Origin of the sequence: Paenibacillus sp. FSL H3-0302 (genome assembly GCF_037982245.1) — a bacterium.
GTDB classification, from domain to species: domain Bacteria; phylum Bacillota; class Bacilli; order Paenibacillales; family Paenibacillaceae; genus Paenibacillus_AQ; species Paenibacillus_AQ odorifer.
This window is the reverse complement of the sequence record NZ_CP150284.1, coordinates 6048477-6064988: the sequence shown is the minus strand read 5'-3', so window position 1 is coordinate 6064988 and position 16512 is coordinate 6048477. Positions and strand designations below refer to the sequence as shown.

15 protein-coding genes are annotated in these 16512 nt (G+C 43.3%); 10 read left to right on the top strand and 5 right to left on the bottom strand.

Annotated features, from left to right (window positions below):
- Positions 1–87: 87 nt before the first annotated feature.
- Positions 88–465, bottom strand: coding sequence for a hypothetical protein (locus MHH50_RS26955; RefSeq protein ID WP_076128684.1), 378 nt, complete (start codon positions 463–465; stop codon positions 88–90).
- A 219-nt stretch (positions 466–684) separates the two neighbouring features.
- Positions 685–852, bottom strand: a complete 168-nt coding sequence (locus tag MHH50_RS26950; RefSeq protein ID WP_036680225.1) for a DUF1328 domain-containing protein — start codon at positions 850–852, stop codon at positions 685–687.
- A 189-nt stretch (positions 853–1041) separates the two neighbouring features.
- Between MHH50_RS26950 and MHH50_RS26945 the strand changes: the two genes are divergently transcribed.
- The 9 genes from MHH50_RS26945 (at position 1042) to MHH50_RS26905 (ending at position 11521) form a co-directional block, all read left to right on the top strand.
- Positions 1042–1548 carry a DUF948 domain-containing protein gene (locus MHH50_RS26945; RefSeq protein ID WP_036680224.1) on the top strand — a complete coding sequence of 169 codons (507 nt, stop codon included), beginning with the start codon at positions 1042–1044 and terminating at the stop codon, positions 1546–1548.
- 59 nt (positions 1549–1607) lie between these two features.
- A complete protein-coding gene (locus MHH50_RS26940; protein ID WP_076128682.1) occupies positions 1608–2132 on the top strand; it encodes a hypothetical protein in 525 nt (174 codons plus the stop codon).
- A gap of 237 nt (positions 2133–2369) precedes the next feature.
- Positions 2370–3536 carry a fused response regulator/phosphatase gene (locus MHH50_RS26935; protein WP_076128679.1) on the top strand — a complete coding sequence of 389 codons (1167 nt, stop codon included), beginning with the start codon at positions 2370–2372 and terminating at the stop codon, positions 3534–3536.
- A gap of 2 nt (positions 3537–3538) precedes the next feature.
- A complete protein-coding gene (locus MHH50_RS26930) occupies positions 3539–7207 on the top strand; it encodes a response regulator (protein WP_076128810.1) in 3669 nt (1222 codons plus the stop codon).
- Positions 7208–7286: 79 nt separating this feature from the next.
- Positions 7287–8153 carry a protein-glutamate O-methyltransferase CheR gene (locus tag MHH50_RS26925; protein WP_051491113.1) on the top strand — a complete coding sequence of 289 codons (867 nt, stop codon included), beginning with the start codon at positions 7287–7289 and terminating at the stop codon, positions 8151–8153.
- Positions 8154–8174: 21 nt separating this feature from the next.
- Complete coding sequence (locus MHH50_RS26920; protein ID WP_076128677.1) at positions 8175–9845, top strand: response regulator; 1671 nt, start codon at positions 8175–8177, stop codon at positions 9843–9845.
- Between the two features lie 96 nt (positions 9846–9941).
- Positions 9942–10280, top strand: a complete 339-nt coding sequence (locus tag MHH50_RS26915; RefSeq protein WP_076128675.1) for an STAS domain-containing protein — start codon at positions 9942–9944, stop codon at positions 10278–10280.
- An 18-nt stretch (positions 10281–10298) separates the two neighbouring features.
- A complete protein-coding gene (gene rsbW / locus MHH50_RS26910) occupies positions 10299–10754 on the top strand; it encodes an anti-sigma B factor RsbW (protein ID WP_036680217.1) in 456 nt (151 codons plus the stop codon).
- Positions 10751–11521, top strand: a complete 771-nt coding sequence (locus tag MHH50_RS26905; RefSeq protein WP_076128673.1) for a sigma-70 family RNA polymerase sigma factor — start codon at positions 10751–10753, stop codon at positions 11519–11521. Before rsbW ends, MHH50_RS26905 begins: the two co-directional genes overlap by 4 nt.
- 189 nt (positions 11522–11710) lie before the next feature.
- Here the strand turns inward: MHH50_RS26905 and MHH50_RS26900 are convergent, their stop codons facing one another.
- The 3 genes from MHH50_RS26900 to MHH50_RS26890 all read right to left on the bottom strand — a co-directional run bounded on the left by MHH50_RS26900 (position 11711) and on the right by MHH50_RS26890 (position 14709).
- Positions 11711–12043, bottom strand: a complete 333-nt coding sequence (locus MHH50_RS26900; protein ID WP_036680215.1) for a DUF5665 domain-containing protein — start codon at positions 12041–12043, stop codon at positions 11711–11713.
- 148 nt (positions 12044–12191) lie between these two features.
- A complete protein-coding gene (locus tag MHH50_RS26895; protein ID WP_076128671.1) occupies positions 12192–12689 on the bottom strand; it encodes a YtxH domain-containing protein in 498 nt (165 codons plus the stop codon).
- A 253-nt stretch (positions 12690–12942) separates the two neighbouring features.
- On the bottom strand, positions 12943–14709 hold the full coding sequence (locus tag MHH50_RS26890; RefSeq protein WP_305953968.1) for a glycoside hydrolase family 13 protein: 1767 nt from the start codon (positions 14707–14709) through the stop codon (positions 12943–12945).
- Positions 14710–15155: 446 nt separating this feature from the next.
- On the opposite strand from MHH50_RS26890, the gene MHH50_RS26885 reads away from it, so the two are divergent.
- Positions 15156–16505 carry a maltose ABC transporter substrate-binding protein gene (locus MHH50_RS26885; protein ID WP_254847769.1) on the top strand — a complete coding sequence of 450 codons (1350 nt, stop codon included), beginning with the start codon at positions 15156–15158 and terminating at the stop codon, positions 16503–16505.
- The last annotated feature ends 7 nt before the right edge of the window (positions 16506–16512 follow it).

Sequence of the window (16512 nt, the reverse complement as noted above, 5' to 3'; positions counted from 1 at the left end):
GAATATGTACTCTCCACATAAAAAAAGGGCAGTACCATCGGCCATTTTCTTGGCTCTTGGGACACCCCTTCTTCGCTTATTGATTAATTATGGCAAAATCACATTGGCTGATACAGGAACCTTAACCCATGCTTTTCCTAGCCAAGTGTAAATTTCTCTCCATTCATTACCCCAAGTATCCGAAATGACTTCACCTGTTGTATCAAGAGTCTGAACGCCAAGCCAGCCTGCTGGAATTATACCTCCGACTGAAAAGTAGAAAGGTGTTTTCTCAGTCAGCACTATTTGCGGTGTAGCTGGACTCATATCCGCTGGAGTAATAATGGTTTCAAAAGAATTGCTGTAAGTGCTTCCAGTTACGGTTGCAGGAGCCGTAGTAGTTCCTGTTACTTCAGCTGCTGAAGCTGTAGCTGCAATGGAAGCCATAAGTCCTAAGGCTACTGTAAGGCTGGCGATTTTTTTCATGTTTGGTTCCTCCTGTGGGGGTTGGATGTATTTTTTTCCAAAAGCGCTGTTTGTTAATAAGCTAGTAAACGTAATTGATGCGTGATGAACCACCCATTCAACATTTCTTATTTTCTCAAGTGACATCTGTGCAGGAATGACCTATACTTTCTGCATGATGAATAAGATATATGGATAGATATGGGAGGGATACAACAGTCACACCATTAATAAGAGGGGCTACATAGATCTGCCTCTGCGTCCCGTGAAGAGAGAAATTACAAACAGAACCAGGAAGACGAAGAACAGGATCTTAGCAAGACCAGCAGCGGCAGCTACTAGGTTGAAGAAACCAAAGATTCCGGCGATTACTGCGACTACAAGTAGTATTGCGGACCATTTTAACATTACATATCACCTATCCTTTTTTGATTAATGTAGTCATTGTATAAACGGGGACTTTGATTTTGAAACAAAAGGGAAGAGGGACTCTTGACAACGCTCGACAAGATGTTTCGGCTTATGGGACCAGGGGTAACTATGCAGTATACAAGGCTGATTAGCCGATATTTATGAGATATGGAAGGGGTTATGAATATGATCATTGAACTTAGTGTAGCACTCGTCGCAATTGCATTCGCAGTACTTGTTTTCTTTTTAATTAAAACTTTAAAGTCGGCAAAGGATTCACTCGACAAAGTCAGCCAAACCTTGGTGGAAGTACAGAAGACGATGGATGAGCTTACTTATGAAGTGAAAACGACGGTCAGACACGCAAATGAAATCACTGCCGATGTACAGCATAAGATTCAGAAGATTGACCCAGTCATCGATTCTGTCAAGAATCTGGGTGATGTTATGAATGAGCTAACCTTAACAGTCAAACAAGTGTCAGTCACAGTGATCGAGAAATATCGTAAATCGCGTGAGCTGAAGGAGAAAAGTAAGGAAGTCTCTATAAAAGAAGCTCCGCTAACTCCTGCTGAAGAACGTACTGTTAACTCCTATGATGCCATTTATGCTGAGAAGTCACCGGGAAAAATAGCTACAGTGCTAAAAGGTGTAGACGTAGCTGCAACTCTTTGGAAGAAATTTCGTCATTAAGCATAAGATAGTAAGGCTTCTGTAATCGGTGGCTGCAGATAAGAAAGGTGGGACACAACATGAACATGATGATCCTTTTATTTGGTCTTCTTTTCCCATACTTTGATGCGTCTCCACAGTTGGTGCCTATCTCTACTTTTATTGAACAACCTAAGTCGGTTCTCGCATTTGAACATGCTTCAGAATCCAGCCCATATATAAATCGCTTTGATTCTCTGCAAGGTGTCGCTTTATACACCACAAAGGAAGAACTGCTTCTGACCAAAGGCAATCCGCTTGCGGTGACAAATGATCCATTGCTAGAGACAGTGGAGTACCATTACGCAGATGTGACAGTGGGTGTGGGCGAGGGTGTTGTACTTTATGTACATGTTGCACCTCCGCAAGCACAGCAGTTCGGTTTACATGTAGATGGCGTAGAAATCGATCCTTTAACAGATAATCTGCAAGATACTCTGGGCAAACCGTATTTTATAGCCGAAGATGGGGATGTATACCTGAGAGGGAATAACGCACTCAAAATATATCGAAATTTGGCGGGTGAATTTGAAGGAATTGATTTATTTGATAGTATTTCTTCCTAATCTGTTTCATATTTGAGCAAATTGGTTAATAAACATAGGCTGTCTTTAGAATAGAGTAACCTCCAGCCCCACTAGGTATAGTGGGGCTGGAGGTTACTTTGCTGAATACGTAAATTGATCCTATGACTATATTTACATATTATGAAAATAGAAATAACACTGTGAAATAGCGTATGATATAGTTAGTAGGTTTGCAGAATTTTACGGTCGTAATACTAATCGTGTGAGGTGAAGATGATGAGAATCTTAATCGTGGATGACAATCCGACTAATGTTATCATTATCCGTGAAATCCTGAAAAAAGAAGATTACCGAAATTTCGTAACCGCATCCTCTGCCAAAGAGATGCTGGAACGGCTTGGAATCGGTTCGGGGAGTGAAGATGGACGTCCCCGGATGTCAGATATTGATCTGATTTTACTGGATATGATGATGCCAGAAATGGATGGGATCGAAGCATGTCGTGTTGTGCAGCAATACGAACATCTTAAGGATATTCCAATAATAATGGTTACAGCTGTAGGCGATTCTAAGAAATTGGCCGAAGCGCTGGATGCAGGTGCAGTAGATTATGTTACGAAACCTATTAATAAAGTGGAGCTAATGGCCCGGATTCGGCTTGCTCTGCGGTTAAAACGTGAGAAAGATTGGCATAAGGAACGGGATCAGCGGATTCAGGAGGAATTGAGACTGGCTGCACTCGTGCAGAATGCTGTACTCAGCCTACCCCTGCAGGAAGAGAATTTCGAGGTGCATGCTATCTATCAGCCTTCCTCTGAATTGGCGGGTGATTTATATGCCTGGTATCCCCTTGGAGATGGCCGATATGGCGTAATCCTCCTGGACATTATGGGACACGGTATATCGTCCTCTCTTTTTTGCATGTTCCTTGCGTCAGTATTAAAGGATACGGTAACTACCTATGTAGAGCCGGAAAAGGTAATTCAGGAACTCAATCGAAGGTTTAACCAACTTTATATTGAGAAAAAGCTGATTCAATATTATTTTACGACGATTTATCTTGTGATCGACACTCGTATAAAGCGTATTGACTACGTTAACGCCGGGCATCCACCTGCGCTATTTTTTGAGGGCGCAGCTAAGACTCCGGTCTTGCTGGAAAGTAATTGTCACCCTGTAGGCCTGTTTGAACGGATTGATATTCAGCCTCAGAGCTTGACCTACGAAGATGAAGGGCATTTGGTTCTCTATACAGATGGTCTGCTGGAGCTGGTTGAGGGTGAACAGGAAGAGCAGCTGAAGTTTATGATTAAGCATTTAAATGTTGAGCATGAATGGAAGGAAGAAACTATACGGGCTGCTTTTTTCAATGCTGATGTTCCTAAAGAGCGTGACGATGACAAATGTATAGTGTGGATCTCACTGAAGAAGGGAACAGAATGAGGATGAAAATAAAGGCTAAACTCTTAATTGGTTTTAGTGCGATGTTGGCGATTATGCTGGCACTTACTATGATTGGATACGATCGTTTGGATTATATGAATGGTCAGCTTGAGGGTTACCAGGATAGATATATGAAGGGGCGCTCTTCTTCAGGTATGCGTGGAGAAGTGAATGATATGGCGCGCATATTAACGACGACCATGTTAAGCGCGGATACATCAACGGTAGAATCACAAAAAAAAGAGATTGATAAAAAAATAGCTAAGGCGAATGAGCACTACGACAAAATAAAAGAATCAATGACTAGCGCTGAAGAGATGCAGATCGTTAATCAAATTGATGATTCTTATACGATCTATCTAAATTATCAGGAAAAAATATTGAAGCTGCTATCAGCTGGTTATTTCCAGAATGCCAGCACGTATTCTAACACAGAGGGACAAGCGATTCAGAATGCCGTGTTAAATGCTCTGAACAGTCTCTCTGATTATAATGCCTTTATTATGAATGAAGAGAGCGCAAAAGCTAAAGATGCCTATCAAAGCTCTACTCAGATGGTCATCTTGATGATGATTGTGGGCCTGCTACTTGGACTTGGAGTTGTTTTATGGATCATTCCAAGCATTACGCGGGGGCTTAATGTCGTTTCGATGATGATTACCAGCTTTGGCAACGGCAGAATTCGGGCCATAAGGCGCATAAAGGTTACTTCGAAAGATGAGATTGGTGAGGTTGCCCTTGTCTTTAAGAAAATGGCGTTAGATCTTGAAGAGAAACAGCAAATGGAACAGGCTTATGCACAGGCACAGAATGATCAATCCTGGCTGAATGCAAATGTTGCTCAGGTGACAGAACTTCTCCGGGGGGTTAGCTCATTGGATCAGGTCTCACAGACCTTTATCAACGAGTTCACCCCTGTGCTCGGAGCCCAGTTTGGAGCTGTGTATTTGAAGGATGCTAATCGTCCCGATTTTTTACGAAGCAGTGGTTATTATGCAGTAGATAACGATAAGAAACCAAAGGAAGGTTTTTTGATTGGAGAAGGGCTTGTAGGACAAAGTGCGCTTGATATGCACCCAATCAGATTGGAGCGGGCTCCTGAAGATTATATCTCCGTGAAATCCGGCTTTGTGGATTCACAGCCAGGATATATTTCCATTCATCCGCTTATTTTTGAAGACGAGCTGCTCGGTGTAGTAGAATTCGCTTCATTCCAGCCATTTAGCAGTCTGAAAAATGATTTGCTGCAACAACTTGCGAATAATTTAAGCATTATTTTCAATAATATTAGTCGTCGTCTGATTGTAGAGAAATTACTGCGTGAGTCACAAGCACTTACGGAAGAACTGCAATGTCAGTCAGAGGAGCTGCAGACTCAGCAAGAAGAACTACGTCGTTCTAATGAGAACTTGGAAGAGCAGACGGACGCGCTTAAGCGTTCAGAAGAACTGCTGCAACGCCAGCAGGAGGAACTGGAGCATTACAATACGGAACTCGTCGCCAAGACTCGTGCACTAGAGGAACAAGTGCAGGAGGTCGAGGAGAAAAAAGATGAAATTGAGCATGCTAAGGTTCAGCTAGAGAAACAGGCTATGCAATTATCCGTGACTAGTAAGTATAAATCGGAATTTATGGCGAACATGTCCCATGAATTGCGGACGCCGCTCAACAGTCTGCTGATCTTGTCCCAGCTGCTTACCGAGAACAAAGATGGTAATTTAACGGAGAAACAGGTTGAATTTGCCCATACGATTTACATGTCAGGTGCTGACCTGCTTAAAATGATTGATGAAATTCTCGATCTATCCAAGGTTGATGCAGGAAAAATGGAACTGAATCATGAAGAAATTAAACTGACTGAGCTGAAAAGCTTTGTGAAGCAGAATTTTGCTCCGCAGGCGATCAAAAAAGGACTCTCCTTACGGATAGCCTTTAACGAACCGCTGCCAGATAGCGTTATTGCCGATAGTCACCGGTTGAAGCAGGTCTTAAGAAATCTGCTCTCCAATGCCTTTAAATTTACAACCGAAGGTTTTATCGAGTTTTCAGTTAGCCCGGCAGATAATAATCTCTTGCCACTAAATCTGCCGAGTGATAATGAATATATTGCTATTGCTGTGAAGGACAGTGGCATTGGTATTCCGGCTGACAAAACAGATATTGTATTCGAAGCCTTCCAGCAGGTAGACGGAACAACCAGCCGTAAATATGGAGGCACGGGGTTGGGATTGTCGATAAGCCGTGAATTGGTTCGTATAATGGGTGGAGCTATTGTGCTCGAATCCCGTGAGGGACAAGGCAGTACCTTCACTTTATATTTGCCGGTGAAGGCAAATTACAGTAAACAACGTGCAGAAATAGAAGCTGCGGTGTCCAAAGAGGATTCCACATATGATGAATATATTGGAGACATGCTTCCAACCTTAGTGCCAGCAGCAGTTAACGTACCCCTTCCACAACTGACAATTGAGGATGACCGTGACAATTTGACGGCGAATGACAAAGTCCTGCTTATTATTGAAGATGATGAAAGCTTTGCGAAAATCTTGTTAGACATGGCTCGTGGGCGCAGATTTAAAGGTTTAGTAGCGCTTCAAGGCGATATAGGACTGCAGATGGCAAAAACTTATTTGCCAGATGCGATCATTCTCGATATACAGCTGCCTGTAATGGACGGCTGGACCATTCTTAGAGAGCTGAAAAGTGCATCTCAGACCCGTCACATTCCTGTTCATGTTATCTCAGTGAACGATGAAGTGAAGCAAGGATTAATGATGGGAGCTATGGCGTATCTTAGAAAACCATCTTCAAGAGAAGCATTGGAGCGGGCTTTCTCACAAATTGAGAACTATACGTCCAGCACAGTGAAGTACCTTCTGATTGTTGAAGATGATGAGATTCAACGTCGTTCCATTATGGAATTGATCGGTCACGATGATGTAGCTATCACCGCGGTATCAACCGGCAATGAGGCACTGATGGAGCTGCGCAAGCAGAGATATGATTGTATGGTTCTGGATCTTATGCTTGGGGATATGAACGGCTTTGAATTGCTGGATCAGATTCGTGATGATGAAGAATTAAATGATCTTCCTATTATTATTTATACAGGTAAGGATTTAGATAGCAAAGAGGAGACACAGCTCCGCAAGTATGCTGAATCCATAATTATTAAGGATGTTCGTTCTCCGGAACGACTACTGGATGAGACAACGTTGTTCTTGCACCGGGTAGAAGCCAATCTTCCGGAAGATAAACGTAAAATTTTGCAGAAGCTGCATAACAAAGAAGAGTTATTCGAAGGGAAGAAAATACTGCTCGTCGATGATGATATTCGTAATGTTTTTGCACTCTCTAGTGTACTGGAAGAATACCACATGGAAGTGAAGTTTGCGGAGAATGGACGTGAAGCGCTGGAAATGCTGGTAGAGCAAGAAGATTTTGATCTCGTGCTTATGGATATGATGATGCCGGAAATGGACGGATATGAAGCTATGCGCCGAATCCGTGAAATGCCGCAATATCAGAAACTGCCTATTATTGCGCTTACCGCCAAAGCAATGAAAGAGGATCGCGCCAAATGTATTGAAGCGGGAGCTTCTGATTATATGAAGAAACCGATCGCAACAGGTCAACTTCTTTCGTTAATGCGTGTCTGGTTGTATTCGTAAACTCATATTTGGGGTAATACCTTTTTAAGAACTAACATGACTAGAATTAGGGTGTGTTAATAAGGGAGTCGGGATAACAATGAAAGCGATAGAACACGGATATGAGGAGCAGCCCGTTATGGTAGGAAGTGACGAGTTGGAGCAAATTGAGATCGAGCTGCTCCTTGATGGAGTACACCGTTTATATGGATATGATTTCCGGAATTATGCGTTGCCTTCTTTGAAGCGACGTATCTGGCATCATGTGCATGCGGAGAATGTACACAGCATATCCGCGCTGCAAGAAAAGGTGCTGCATGATCGTGCCTGTTTTGAACGATTTGTCTATAGTCTCTCCATTCCGGTTACCGAAATGTTTAGGGACCCGGGGTTATTTTTAACGTTTCGCCAGAAGGTAGTTCCGTTGTTGAGGACTTATCCCTATATTCGTATCTGGCATGCTGGATGCTCCACTGGTGAAGAAGTATACTCTATGGCCATCCTGCTTCATGAAGAAGGGCTTTACGATAAGGCTCGGATTTATGCCACAGATATGAATGAGCGTTCTTTACAGCAGGCTAAGGAAGGCGTCTATGATATTAGCAGAATGAAGCAATACACTAAGAATTATTTGGAGGCGGGAGGTACCCGGGCATTCTCTGAATACTATACAGCGAAGTATAACTCGGTTATTTTACAGCCATATTTACGCAAAAACATTATATTCGCTGAGCATAACTTGGCTACAGATACTTCTTTTAATGAGTTTAATGTTATTTTCTGCCGCAATGTGATGATCTATTTCAATGATGAGCTGCGGGATCATGTTCACGGCTTGTTTCATGAAAGTTTAAGTCGTTTTGGAATACTTGTTCTAGGCTCTAAAGAATCCATTCACTTTACGAAGTACAGCGATTGTTATGAGTCTTTGGACAGAGTAGAAAAAATATACCGTAACATAAAATAACGCATGAAGGAGGGTGGTCCTATGGGGTTTCAAGAACCAATTCATATACTACTAGTAGATGACCGTCCTGAAAATCTGCTGGCGCTGGAGGCGGTACTTGAAAGCCAGCATTATGAGCTAGTCAAAGCCACCTCCGGCGAAGAAGCGCTGCGGTGTTTGTTAAGGTATGATTTTGCTGTCATCGTACTGGACGTGCAGATGCCAGGTATGGATGGGATCGAGACCGCAAAGTTGATTAAAGCCAGAGAAAAAACAAAGGAAATTCCGATTATCTTTATCTCTGCGAATAGTAAGGAAGCGGAGCATTTATTCGCGGGCTATTCTGCAGGGGCTATTGATTATATGGTCAAGCCCTTCATTCCACAAATTCTGAAGTCTAAGATACAAGGTTTTGTCGAGATGTATATTACGAGCAAGAAGCATCAGACTCAGACCATGCTGCTGCAGCAAAAGACGAAAGAACTGGAAATCATAAATAGTGAGCTCGTAAAGGCTAAGGAAGAGGCGGAGATCGCCTCCAAAGCGAAGTCGGAATTTCTGGCTATGATGAGTCATGAGATTCGTACACCAATGAATGGCGTAGTGGGTATGATTGATTTATTAATGGAGACTGACCTTGCTCCTGAGCAGAAGGAGTATTCCGAGATCATTCGGAAAAGTGCAGACACGTTGATTACGGTGATAAACGATATTCTTGATTTCACCAAAATGGAATCCGGTAAAATGGAAATCGAAGAGCAGCTGTTCGAACTTCGCACATGTATTCAAGAGGTGTTCAGCCTCTTTTCGGTGGAAGCGGGAAAAAAGAACCTGGAGCTTGCTTATTTTATCGATCAGAAGTTGCCTAGACTTTTATATGGAGATATGGCCCGTTTACGCCAAGTATTAATTAATCTGATTGCTAACGCAGTTAAATTTACGAATCAAGGCGGTGTCTATTTAGTCGCTTCCATCAAAGAAACATCTGGGAACAAGGTAGAAGTCGAGTTCACGATCATGGATACAGGGATTGGTATTTCTCCAGAGAAATGCGACCGATTGTTCCAACCGTTCTCACAGCTGGATTCTTCAATGACACGGAAATACGGGGGAACAGGGCTTGGTTTAGCCATATGTAAATCCCTTGTAGGCATGATGGGCGGAGAAATACGGGTAGAATCCATGGAGCAAAAAGGAGCTACCTTTATTTTTACGATACAAGCATCCGTACCTGGAGAAGATTTGACAGGAGGTTATCAAGAAGAGGAATCGCCTCATCTTCTTCTTAATCAGGAGAGCAGAAGCCGAATCCTTGTTGTAGATGACCATCCTATCAATCAGCGTCTGATGGTTAGCATGCTAGATAAGCTCGGCTATGAAGCTGATATGGCTGAGGACGGGAAACAGGCTGTGCAAATGGCGCTTAAGCAGCCCTATGATTTTATCTTTATGGATCTCCAAATGCCAGTAATGGATGGCCTGGAGGCAACCGCTCAAATCCGTCGAGAAGGCGGTCCGGCGGCTGAGAAGACTATTATTATTGCAATGACTGCGAATGTCATGGATGGCATCCAGAATCGCTGTAAAGCCTCAGGAATGGATGACTATATCAGCAAGCCACTTAAGATGAGTAGTATTAAGCAGATTATCTCTCGGTATTCTAGCAGCGATAATCGGATGGTTGAAACAGATACATCTATTTTTCAGGCGTAACCCAAGATTTACTAGTTTATATTTTAATGTTATTTGTTTCAAAGGTAGGACTATGAGGTTATTAATATAGAAAATATTTATCAGGAGAGATCGTCTATGAACACGCATAAAAGTAATAAGTTTCACGCTAAGACAGAGACAAAAGAAAGTGTATGTACGGTTTTCCTGAATGGTGAACTTGATCTATCCGTGGCTTCCGATTTCCGTTTGGTAATGGAGCCGCTTGTAGGTGATACGAAGCATGATTTAGTAATAAATCTTAAAGAATTAAAATACATCGATAGCACGGGTATTGGTATTCTACTTTCGATCCTGAAATCAAGACAAGGTATGGACGTTAAGTTTATGGTTGAGGATGTTCCTCCCCAAATTCAGAAGCTGTTTGACATGACTGGTATTACCAAGTTTTTTGCCTCCCAAGAGAATTCCCACTAGGAAAGGATAGAACAAAGAATGAGTGATGATGTGCAAAAAGTAATTCTTCAGCTGCCGGCTAGCGCAGAGTATGTGGATATTGTTAGGTTGAATTTATATGGTATTGCTTCAAAAATGGGCTTCACCTACGAAGATATTGAAGATATGAAGGTAGCTGTATCAGAGGCGTGTAACAACTCAGTATTGTACGCCTATGGACAACAAGACGGAATGGTTGATGTAATCTTTGAGGTGGGTGAAAGTGCCCTATCCATTACAGTCAAAGACGAGGGGGAGAGCTTTGACGGTTTGGAAGACTCGTCCAGTGAGCGTATGACACTGCATGATAAAGAGTTAAGTGACGTTCAGGTCGGCGGTTTAGGGTTCTACTTAATGCAAGCGTTGATGGATGACGTGAGCGTCGTAAGTGAGGCCGGAAGAGGGACGGTAGTAACTTTGAAGAAGCACCTTAACTTTAGCGAGGAAAAGGTATGAGTGATAAGGTGACTCCCCCCGAGTCCATGAATGAAGCAGTCACCCAAATTTGGGAATATCAGCAGACTAAGGATAATGAACGCGCAACAGTGCTGATTAAGAAATATGAGCCTATGGTAAAAATGGCTGCTGGAAAAATTTCTCGCAACCGCCCCGACTTGTATGAGGATTTATATCAGGTCGGGCAAATGGCGCTCATCCGGTTATTACAGCAATATGATATTAGCCTTGGAATCCCTTTTGAGCCCTATGCGATGAAAAGCATGATTGGACATATGAAGAATTTCCTACGTGATAAATCTTGGTACATACAGGTACCTAGACGGATTAAAGAAAAGGGAGCACTTGTTCAACACGCGATTGACGAACTAACAGTGAAGCTGGAACGTTCGCCTGCGGTGGATGAGATTGCTCATTATCTTGATTTGTCTGTTGAAGAAACTGTAGAAGTACTGGCGGGCAGAGAATGTTATCATTACGTCTCCCTAGACTCGCCCCTTTCTCAAGAGGAGACAGGAGCCACACTAGGCGAGCTGATCAGCTCTGACGCAAATGATTACGAGACCGTAGAGAAACGTATGGATTTGCAGCAAGCACTAGGTCAATTGAAGGAACAGGAGCAGCAGGTGCTGCTGTTAGCGTTCCAAGATGGACAATCCCAGCGGGCGATCGCCCAGAAGCTGGGGGTATCACAGATGAGCGTTTCACGCATACAGAAGCGGGCCACTGAGAAGTTAAAGCAGATTATGGCCAACTCTTCCTATTGAGTTCCTGTATGGGTAATATACATTTTCGACGATAAGGACATGCCTCTCTCCGCTGACTGGAGACCCGCATGTCCTTTATTTGTATACTGTTGTAGACTTATTCCCCCGCTTGTCCGTCCAACCTAGAGGATTAGACGGACAAGCGGGGGAAGCGGTCGATAGTTGGGGAATAGATTGATAGTCTTGCGGTTAGCTATTAGCATCAATGTATTTTTTAATTTCGCCAAGATACTCTCCGATTACTGGAACATTAAGAAAAAGACTAAGAATGTAGCCTAATAAACCAAGGACTACAAATGTTCCGAGAGATAGTCCAAGTCCCCGAGATATACCGGCCATCAGGTTTGTGATGATTCTTTTTTTCGGATCTGAATAGTTGTCGAGAATGTCTTTGAATTCTGATTTTTCCAGTGAGTGAGCGATCTTATCAAGACGACTGTTTAAGCGTTTCACTTCATGTCGCAACTCGAAAGGATGTTCATCAATTTCATAAGGTTTTGTTTGGTTATTTGAATCTGCCATGCGCCATCCCTGCTTTCTATAGCCCGAACGGGCATTAATTAAATGTCTAGTTGTATCTGCTGATGTGAATAAAGGTGTAACTAAACAACAGCCAGCTGCGGTCAGCTGGCTGTTGTTTGTTAAAGTGATAGCTGTATGATGCCGCAGATTAGTAATTGGATTTATAGGAGGATTTTACATCCTCTTTCGCATCCTTAGCCTGATTGGCAACCTCTTTAGAGGATGCTTTAGCTTCATCAGCTACGTCTTTAGAGGCGTCTTTAACATCCGAGCTTACATTGCTTGAGGCTTCACTTACAGTGTCACCAATTTTACTTCCAGCCTCTTGAAGAGTGGCGGCAATTTGTTGTTTGCTGTCACTGACAGTGGTATAGATATCAGAAGCTTTATCTGACACCGTACTAGCCAAATCGGTTGCTTTTTCGCCAACTGTTGTCGCAATAGCTTTGGTTTTGTCAGTTACGGCACCAGCAACTTCTTTGGTCTTGTCTGTAGCTTGAGAAAGTTTATCTGACAGATCACTGCGCATTTCACGACCAGGCTTTGGTGCAAATAGCAGGGCTGCTGCGGCACCAATTAAGCTACCAATAAAGATACCTTTTAATAAGCTGCTTCCGTTCTCTACTTCATGTTCTACGTTACTCATCACCAATCACTCCTTATAATTTATCTTACTTCGTATATAAACTTTGGCGTATGGGCTGAAACAGTTGAAGAGCAAGGGAGAGATTACGGGAGTTTAAGGGAGGATACGGTAACCTAGAGGGCTTTAGGTCATATAAACCGCCTTTTTAAGGCTTTATCAAGATTTGTTTATGCGCAAAAAGAAGGGCGAAGACAGGCTGTGATATGCAGCATATGTCTCCATCCTTCCACGATTGAATTTATAATGTTACGGATTAATCATTAACGGCTTGGAGTACCGCATAGCCGAATTCAGGCAGATTCAGATGCAGCTGGGATGTGGAGGTTTCAGTCCGCTTCTGCGTCTTTAGATTTACCCATATCGTGTCTGCTCCGGTTACAGGAATGATGACTTCGGCCATAACATCTTCATTGTTCAATACGATTATGAACCGGCTTTGTTTGTCCCACCGCTCATATACAAGCAGCTTTGGATAACCCGGAATCTCCAGCGCTTTAAATCCACTGCTCCGGAATGCGGGATGAGATTTACGAAGGCTGATCGTCCAGCGATAGTATTCGAACAATTCTTGATTCTGTTTCTGGGAGTCCCACTCCATACATTTTCGGTTGTCCGGATCGTATCCGCCATCCATGCCGATTTCATCGCCATAATAAACACAGGGTGCTCCTTGAAAGGTCATCTGGAACAAAACGGCCAGCTTTAACTTCCTGATGTCACCGCCACAAAGTGTCAGGAAACGAACTGTATCATGGCTGTCTAGCAGATTAAAGGCGGCTTCCGTAATTTGCTGCGGATAATTCGCTAGCATAGTAGCAACCGACTGAGAGAATTGTGCAGCATTGATCTGTCCGTGAGCGAAAAAATTAATTTGAATATTCGTTAGCGGGTAATTCATAACGGCGTCAAATTGATCGCCAAGCAGCCACGGCAAGGAATCATGCATGATTTCTCCTACGAGATAGGCTTCTGGATTAATGCTTTTGATCGTACTGCAGAATTGCCGCCAGAACGAATGGGAGACTTCATTTGCGACATCAAGCCGCCAGCCGTCTATACCGATTTCCTCGATCCAATAGCGGCCTGCATTCAGTAGATATTCTATGACTTCAGGATTCTCAGTGTTGAACTTAGGCATGATAGGCTCAAATGCAAAGGTGTCATAGGTGGGAATTCCGTCGATGACCTGTGGCGGCCACTCGCGTACATGGAACCAATCCGCATAACGTGAAGATTGCCCGTTCGCGAGCAGATCAACAAATGGCGGGAAGGTATGTCCGCAATGATTAAAGACACCGTCCAGGATGACACGGATGCCTTTGGAGTGACAGGAGTCCACAAGCTCTTTCAGCAATGTATTGGTGCCAAAATGAGGATCGACCAAATAATAATCTTTTGTATCGTATTTATGATTGGTGGTTGCCGCAAATAAAGGATTAAAATATATAGCATTGATGCCCAATTCACAGAGATAATCCAAATGATCTAGTACACCCTGTAAGTCCCCTCCGAAGAAATTCCGAGGACTCGGCGTGCCGCCCCATTCCAATACATCTGTCGGATCGTTGGTGGGATCCCCATTCGCGAAACGCTCCGGGAATATTTGATAAAATACTGCATCTTTCACCCACGATGGAGGGGAGTGCACATCTTCACGATTCAAAAATGGAAAGTCGAACAAGCCCTCATATACCACAGCAGGTGGCTCTGGATAAAAACCTTTTTCCAAAAAATAAAGAACTTCGTCTTTGTCATAAAGCGCAAAGTAATACGCGAGTCTGCGGTAAACGGGACGGACGGAGGCTTGCCAGTAATCGAACAAGCCGTCAGAAGCGAGGCGCTGCATTGGAATGACCTCATGCGTTTTGTCCCAGCCAAATTTATCTCCACAGAAAAGATCGATCTGTGATACGTTGTCCCGCTTAGTTCTTATGCGAATATGAAGTGTAGACTCATCGTAGGCATATGACCAATTTTGTCCCATACGGTGATAAACGGCTTCCGGTTGAATCATACTCATTTTCCATCCCTTCGGGCATGTAAACGCAAAAAAGGGCCAACCTCATGATTTTCAGAGGTTGAACCCTTGGCGGTTTCATTGCCTTTAAATTTGTCTGCATCTTACCATAACCCTCAAGAGCAAAGCAAGAGGTTATTTCACAAGAATTTACAATATGGAATTTTTAGTATGTGGTAGGGATAAAGAGAAAATAAAAGAAAAGAAAAGATAAACTTTGTTAAACCGTCTTTTTTGGACTTATACTCTGATTGCAATCAAAATTATGGATATTATAGAATGAGGGCGAACGAACTTGATTTTTCATAACACGCATTCAAATTAAAGGCACTGTTACCTGGAAAGGTACAACCTCGGCACTTTGTGCAAATGAGGTTGTACCTTTTTTATATGCTTTTTTTCAATGCGGGTTAGGTTTAATCACTCATGAACGAAGGGGAGATGAGCAAATGAAGAAGAGTAAACGTTCCAAAATGCAAGCGGTAACATTTAGTTTAGTCCTATGCCTGCTGTTAACTTTGACGGTCACCGCATGCGGTTCAGGCAATGGGAACTCCGCATCAAAGCCGAATTCGAGTCCGAATTCCGCAGTGAACGAGCCGGGGGGAACCACAAATGAGACAAATACTTCCGGAGAGAATACCACCGATGAGGAAATGAAACCAGAAGCAGGGGCCAAACTGATGGTCTGGGAAGCCAAGGAGCAGCTTGAGTACATGAAGCAGGTTGCTGCTGATTTCGAAAAAGAATATGGTGTTCCCGTCACAGTTGAGGAAATGGCAGGTGGTGATCAAGGCGCAAGACTGGCGACGGATGGTCCGTCTAAACTTGCTGCAGATGTGTTGACTCTGCCCCATGACCAGATCGGGCAAGCCGTAAAAGCAGGGCTGCTTTTGCCAAATGATGTTTTTGAGGAAGAAACCAAATCAACGATGGTGGCAACAGCCGTTCAGGCATCGTCTTATGATGGCATTCTTTACGGTTATCCTAAATCGGTAGAAACCTATGCGCTGTTCTACAACAAGGACCTGATTCCTGACGCTCCTAAAACGTGGGATGATGTGATTGCTTTTGCAGATACGTACAACAATCCGAAGGAAAACAAATTCGCAATCATGTGGGAATTCGTCGGATATTACAGCTATCCGTTTATTGGCAGCTTCGGCGGATATATTTACGGAGACAACAATACGAATTTCAAGGATATTGGATTGAACAATGAAGGCACTATCAAAGGGTTTACGTTTCTGCAGAGCCTCAAAAAAATTCTGCCTTTGAATGCAGGAGATATCACTTATGACGTGAAAACACAGTTGTTCCAAGAAGGTAAGCTGGCGATGAATATCGACGGGCCGTGGTCCATAGCGGCGTTTAAGGAAAATGTTAACCTGGGTGTGGCGCCTCTTCCAAAGGGACCTGACGGTCAAGACAGTCTTTCTTTCTCCGGGGTCAAATCGTATTATGTCAACTCATATACGGAATATCCGGTCGCAGGCCGTTTGTTCGCACATTTTGCAAGCAATAAGGAGAATCAGCTTAAGAATTTTGAGATGACGGGAGCGATTCCTGCGAGTATAGAGGCTGGAGAAGCGCCGGAAATCAAAGATGACCCTATTATTGGCGGATTCTTCGAGCAATTCCAAAATTCCGTTCCAATGCCTTCCGTTTCAGAAATTAAATCGGTCTGGGAACCCCTAAAAGCAGCGTTTGTGTCCCTGTGGAACGACTCAAATCTTGATGTTAAACAGACGCTAGATCAGACTGTAACCACGATTCAGGCCGATCTGGAGTCGAAGTAAAGGGCAG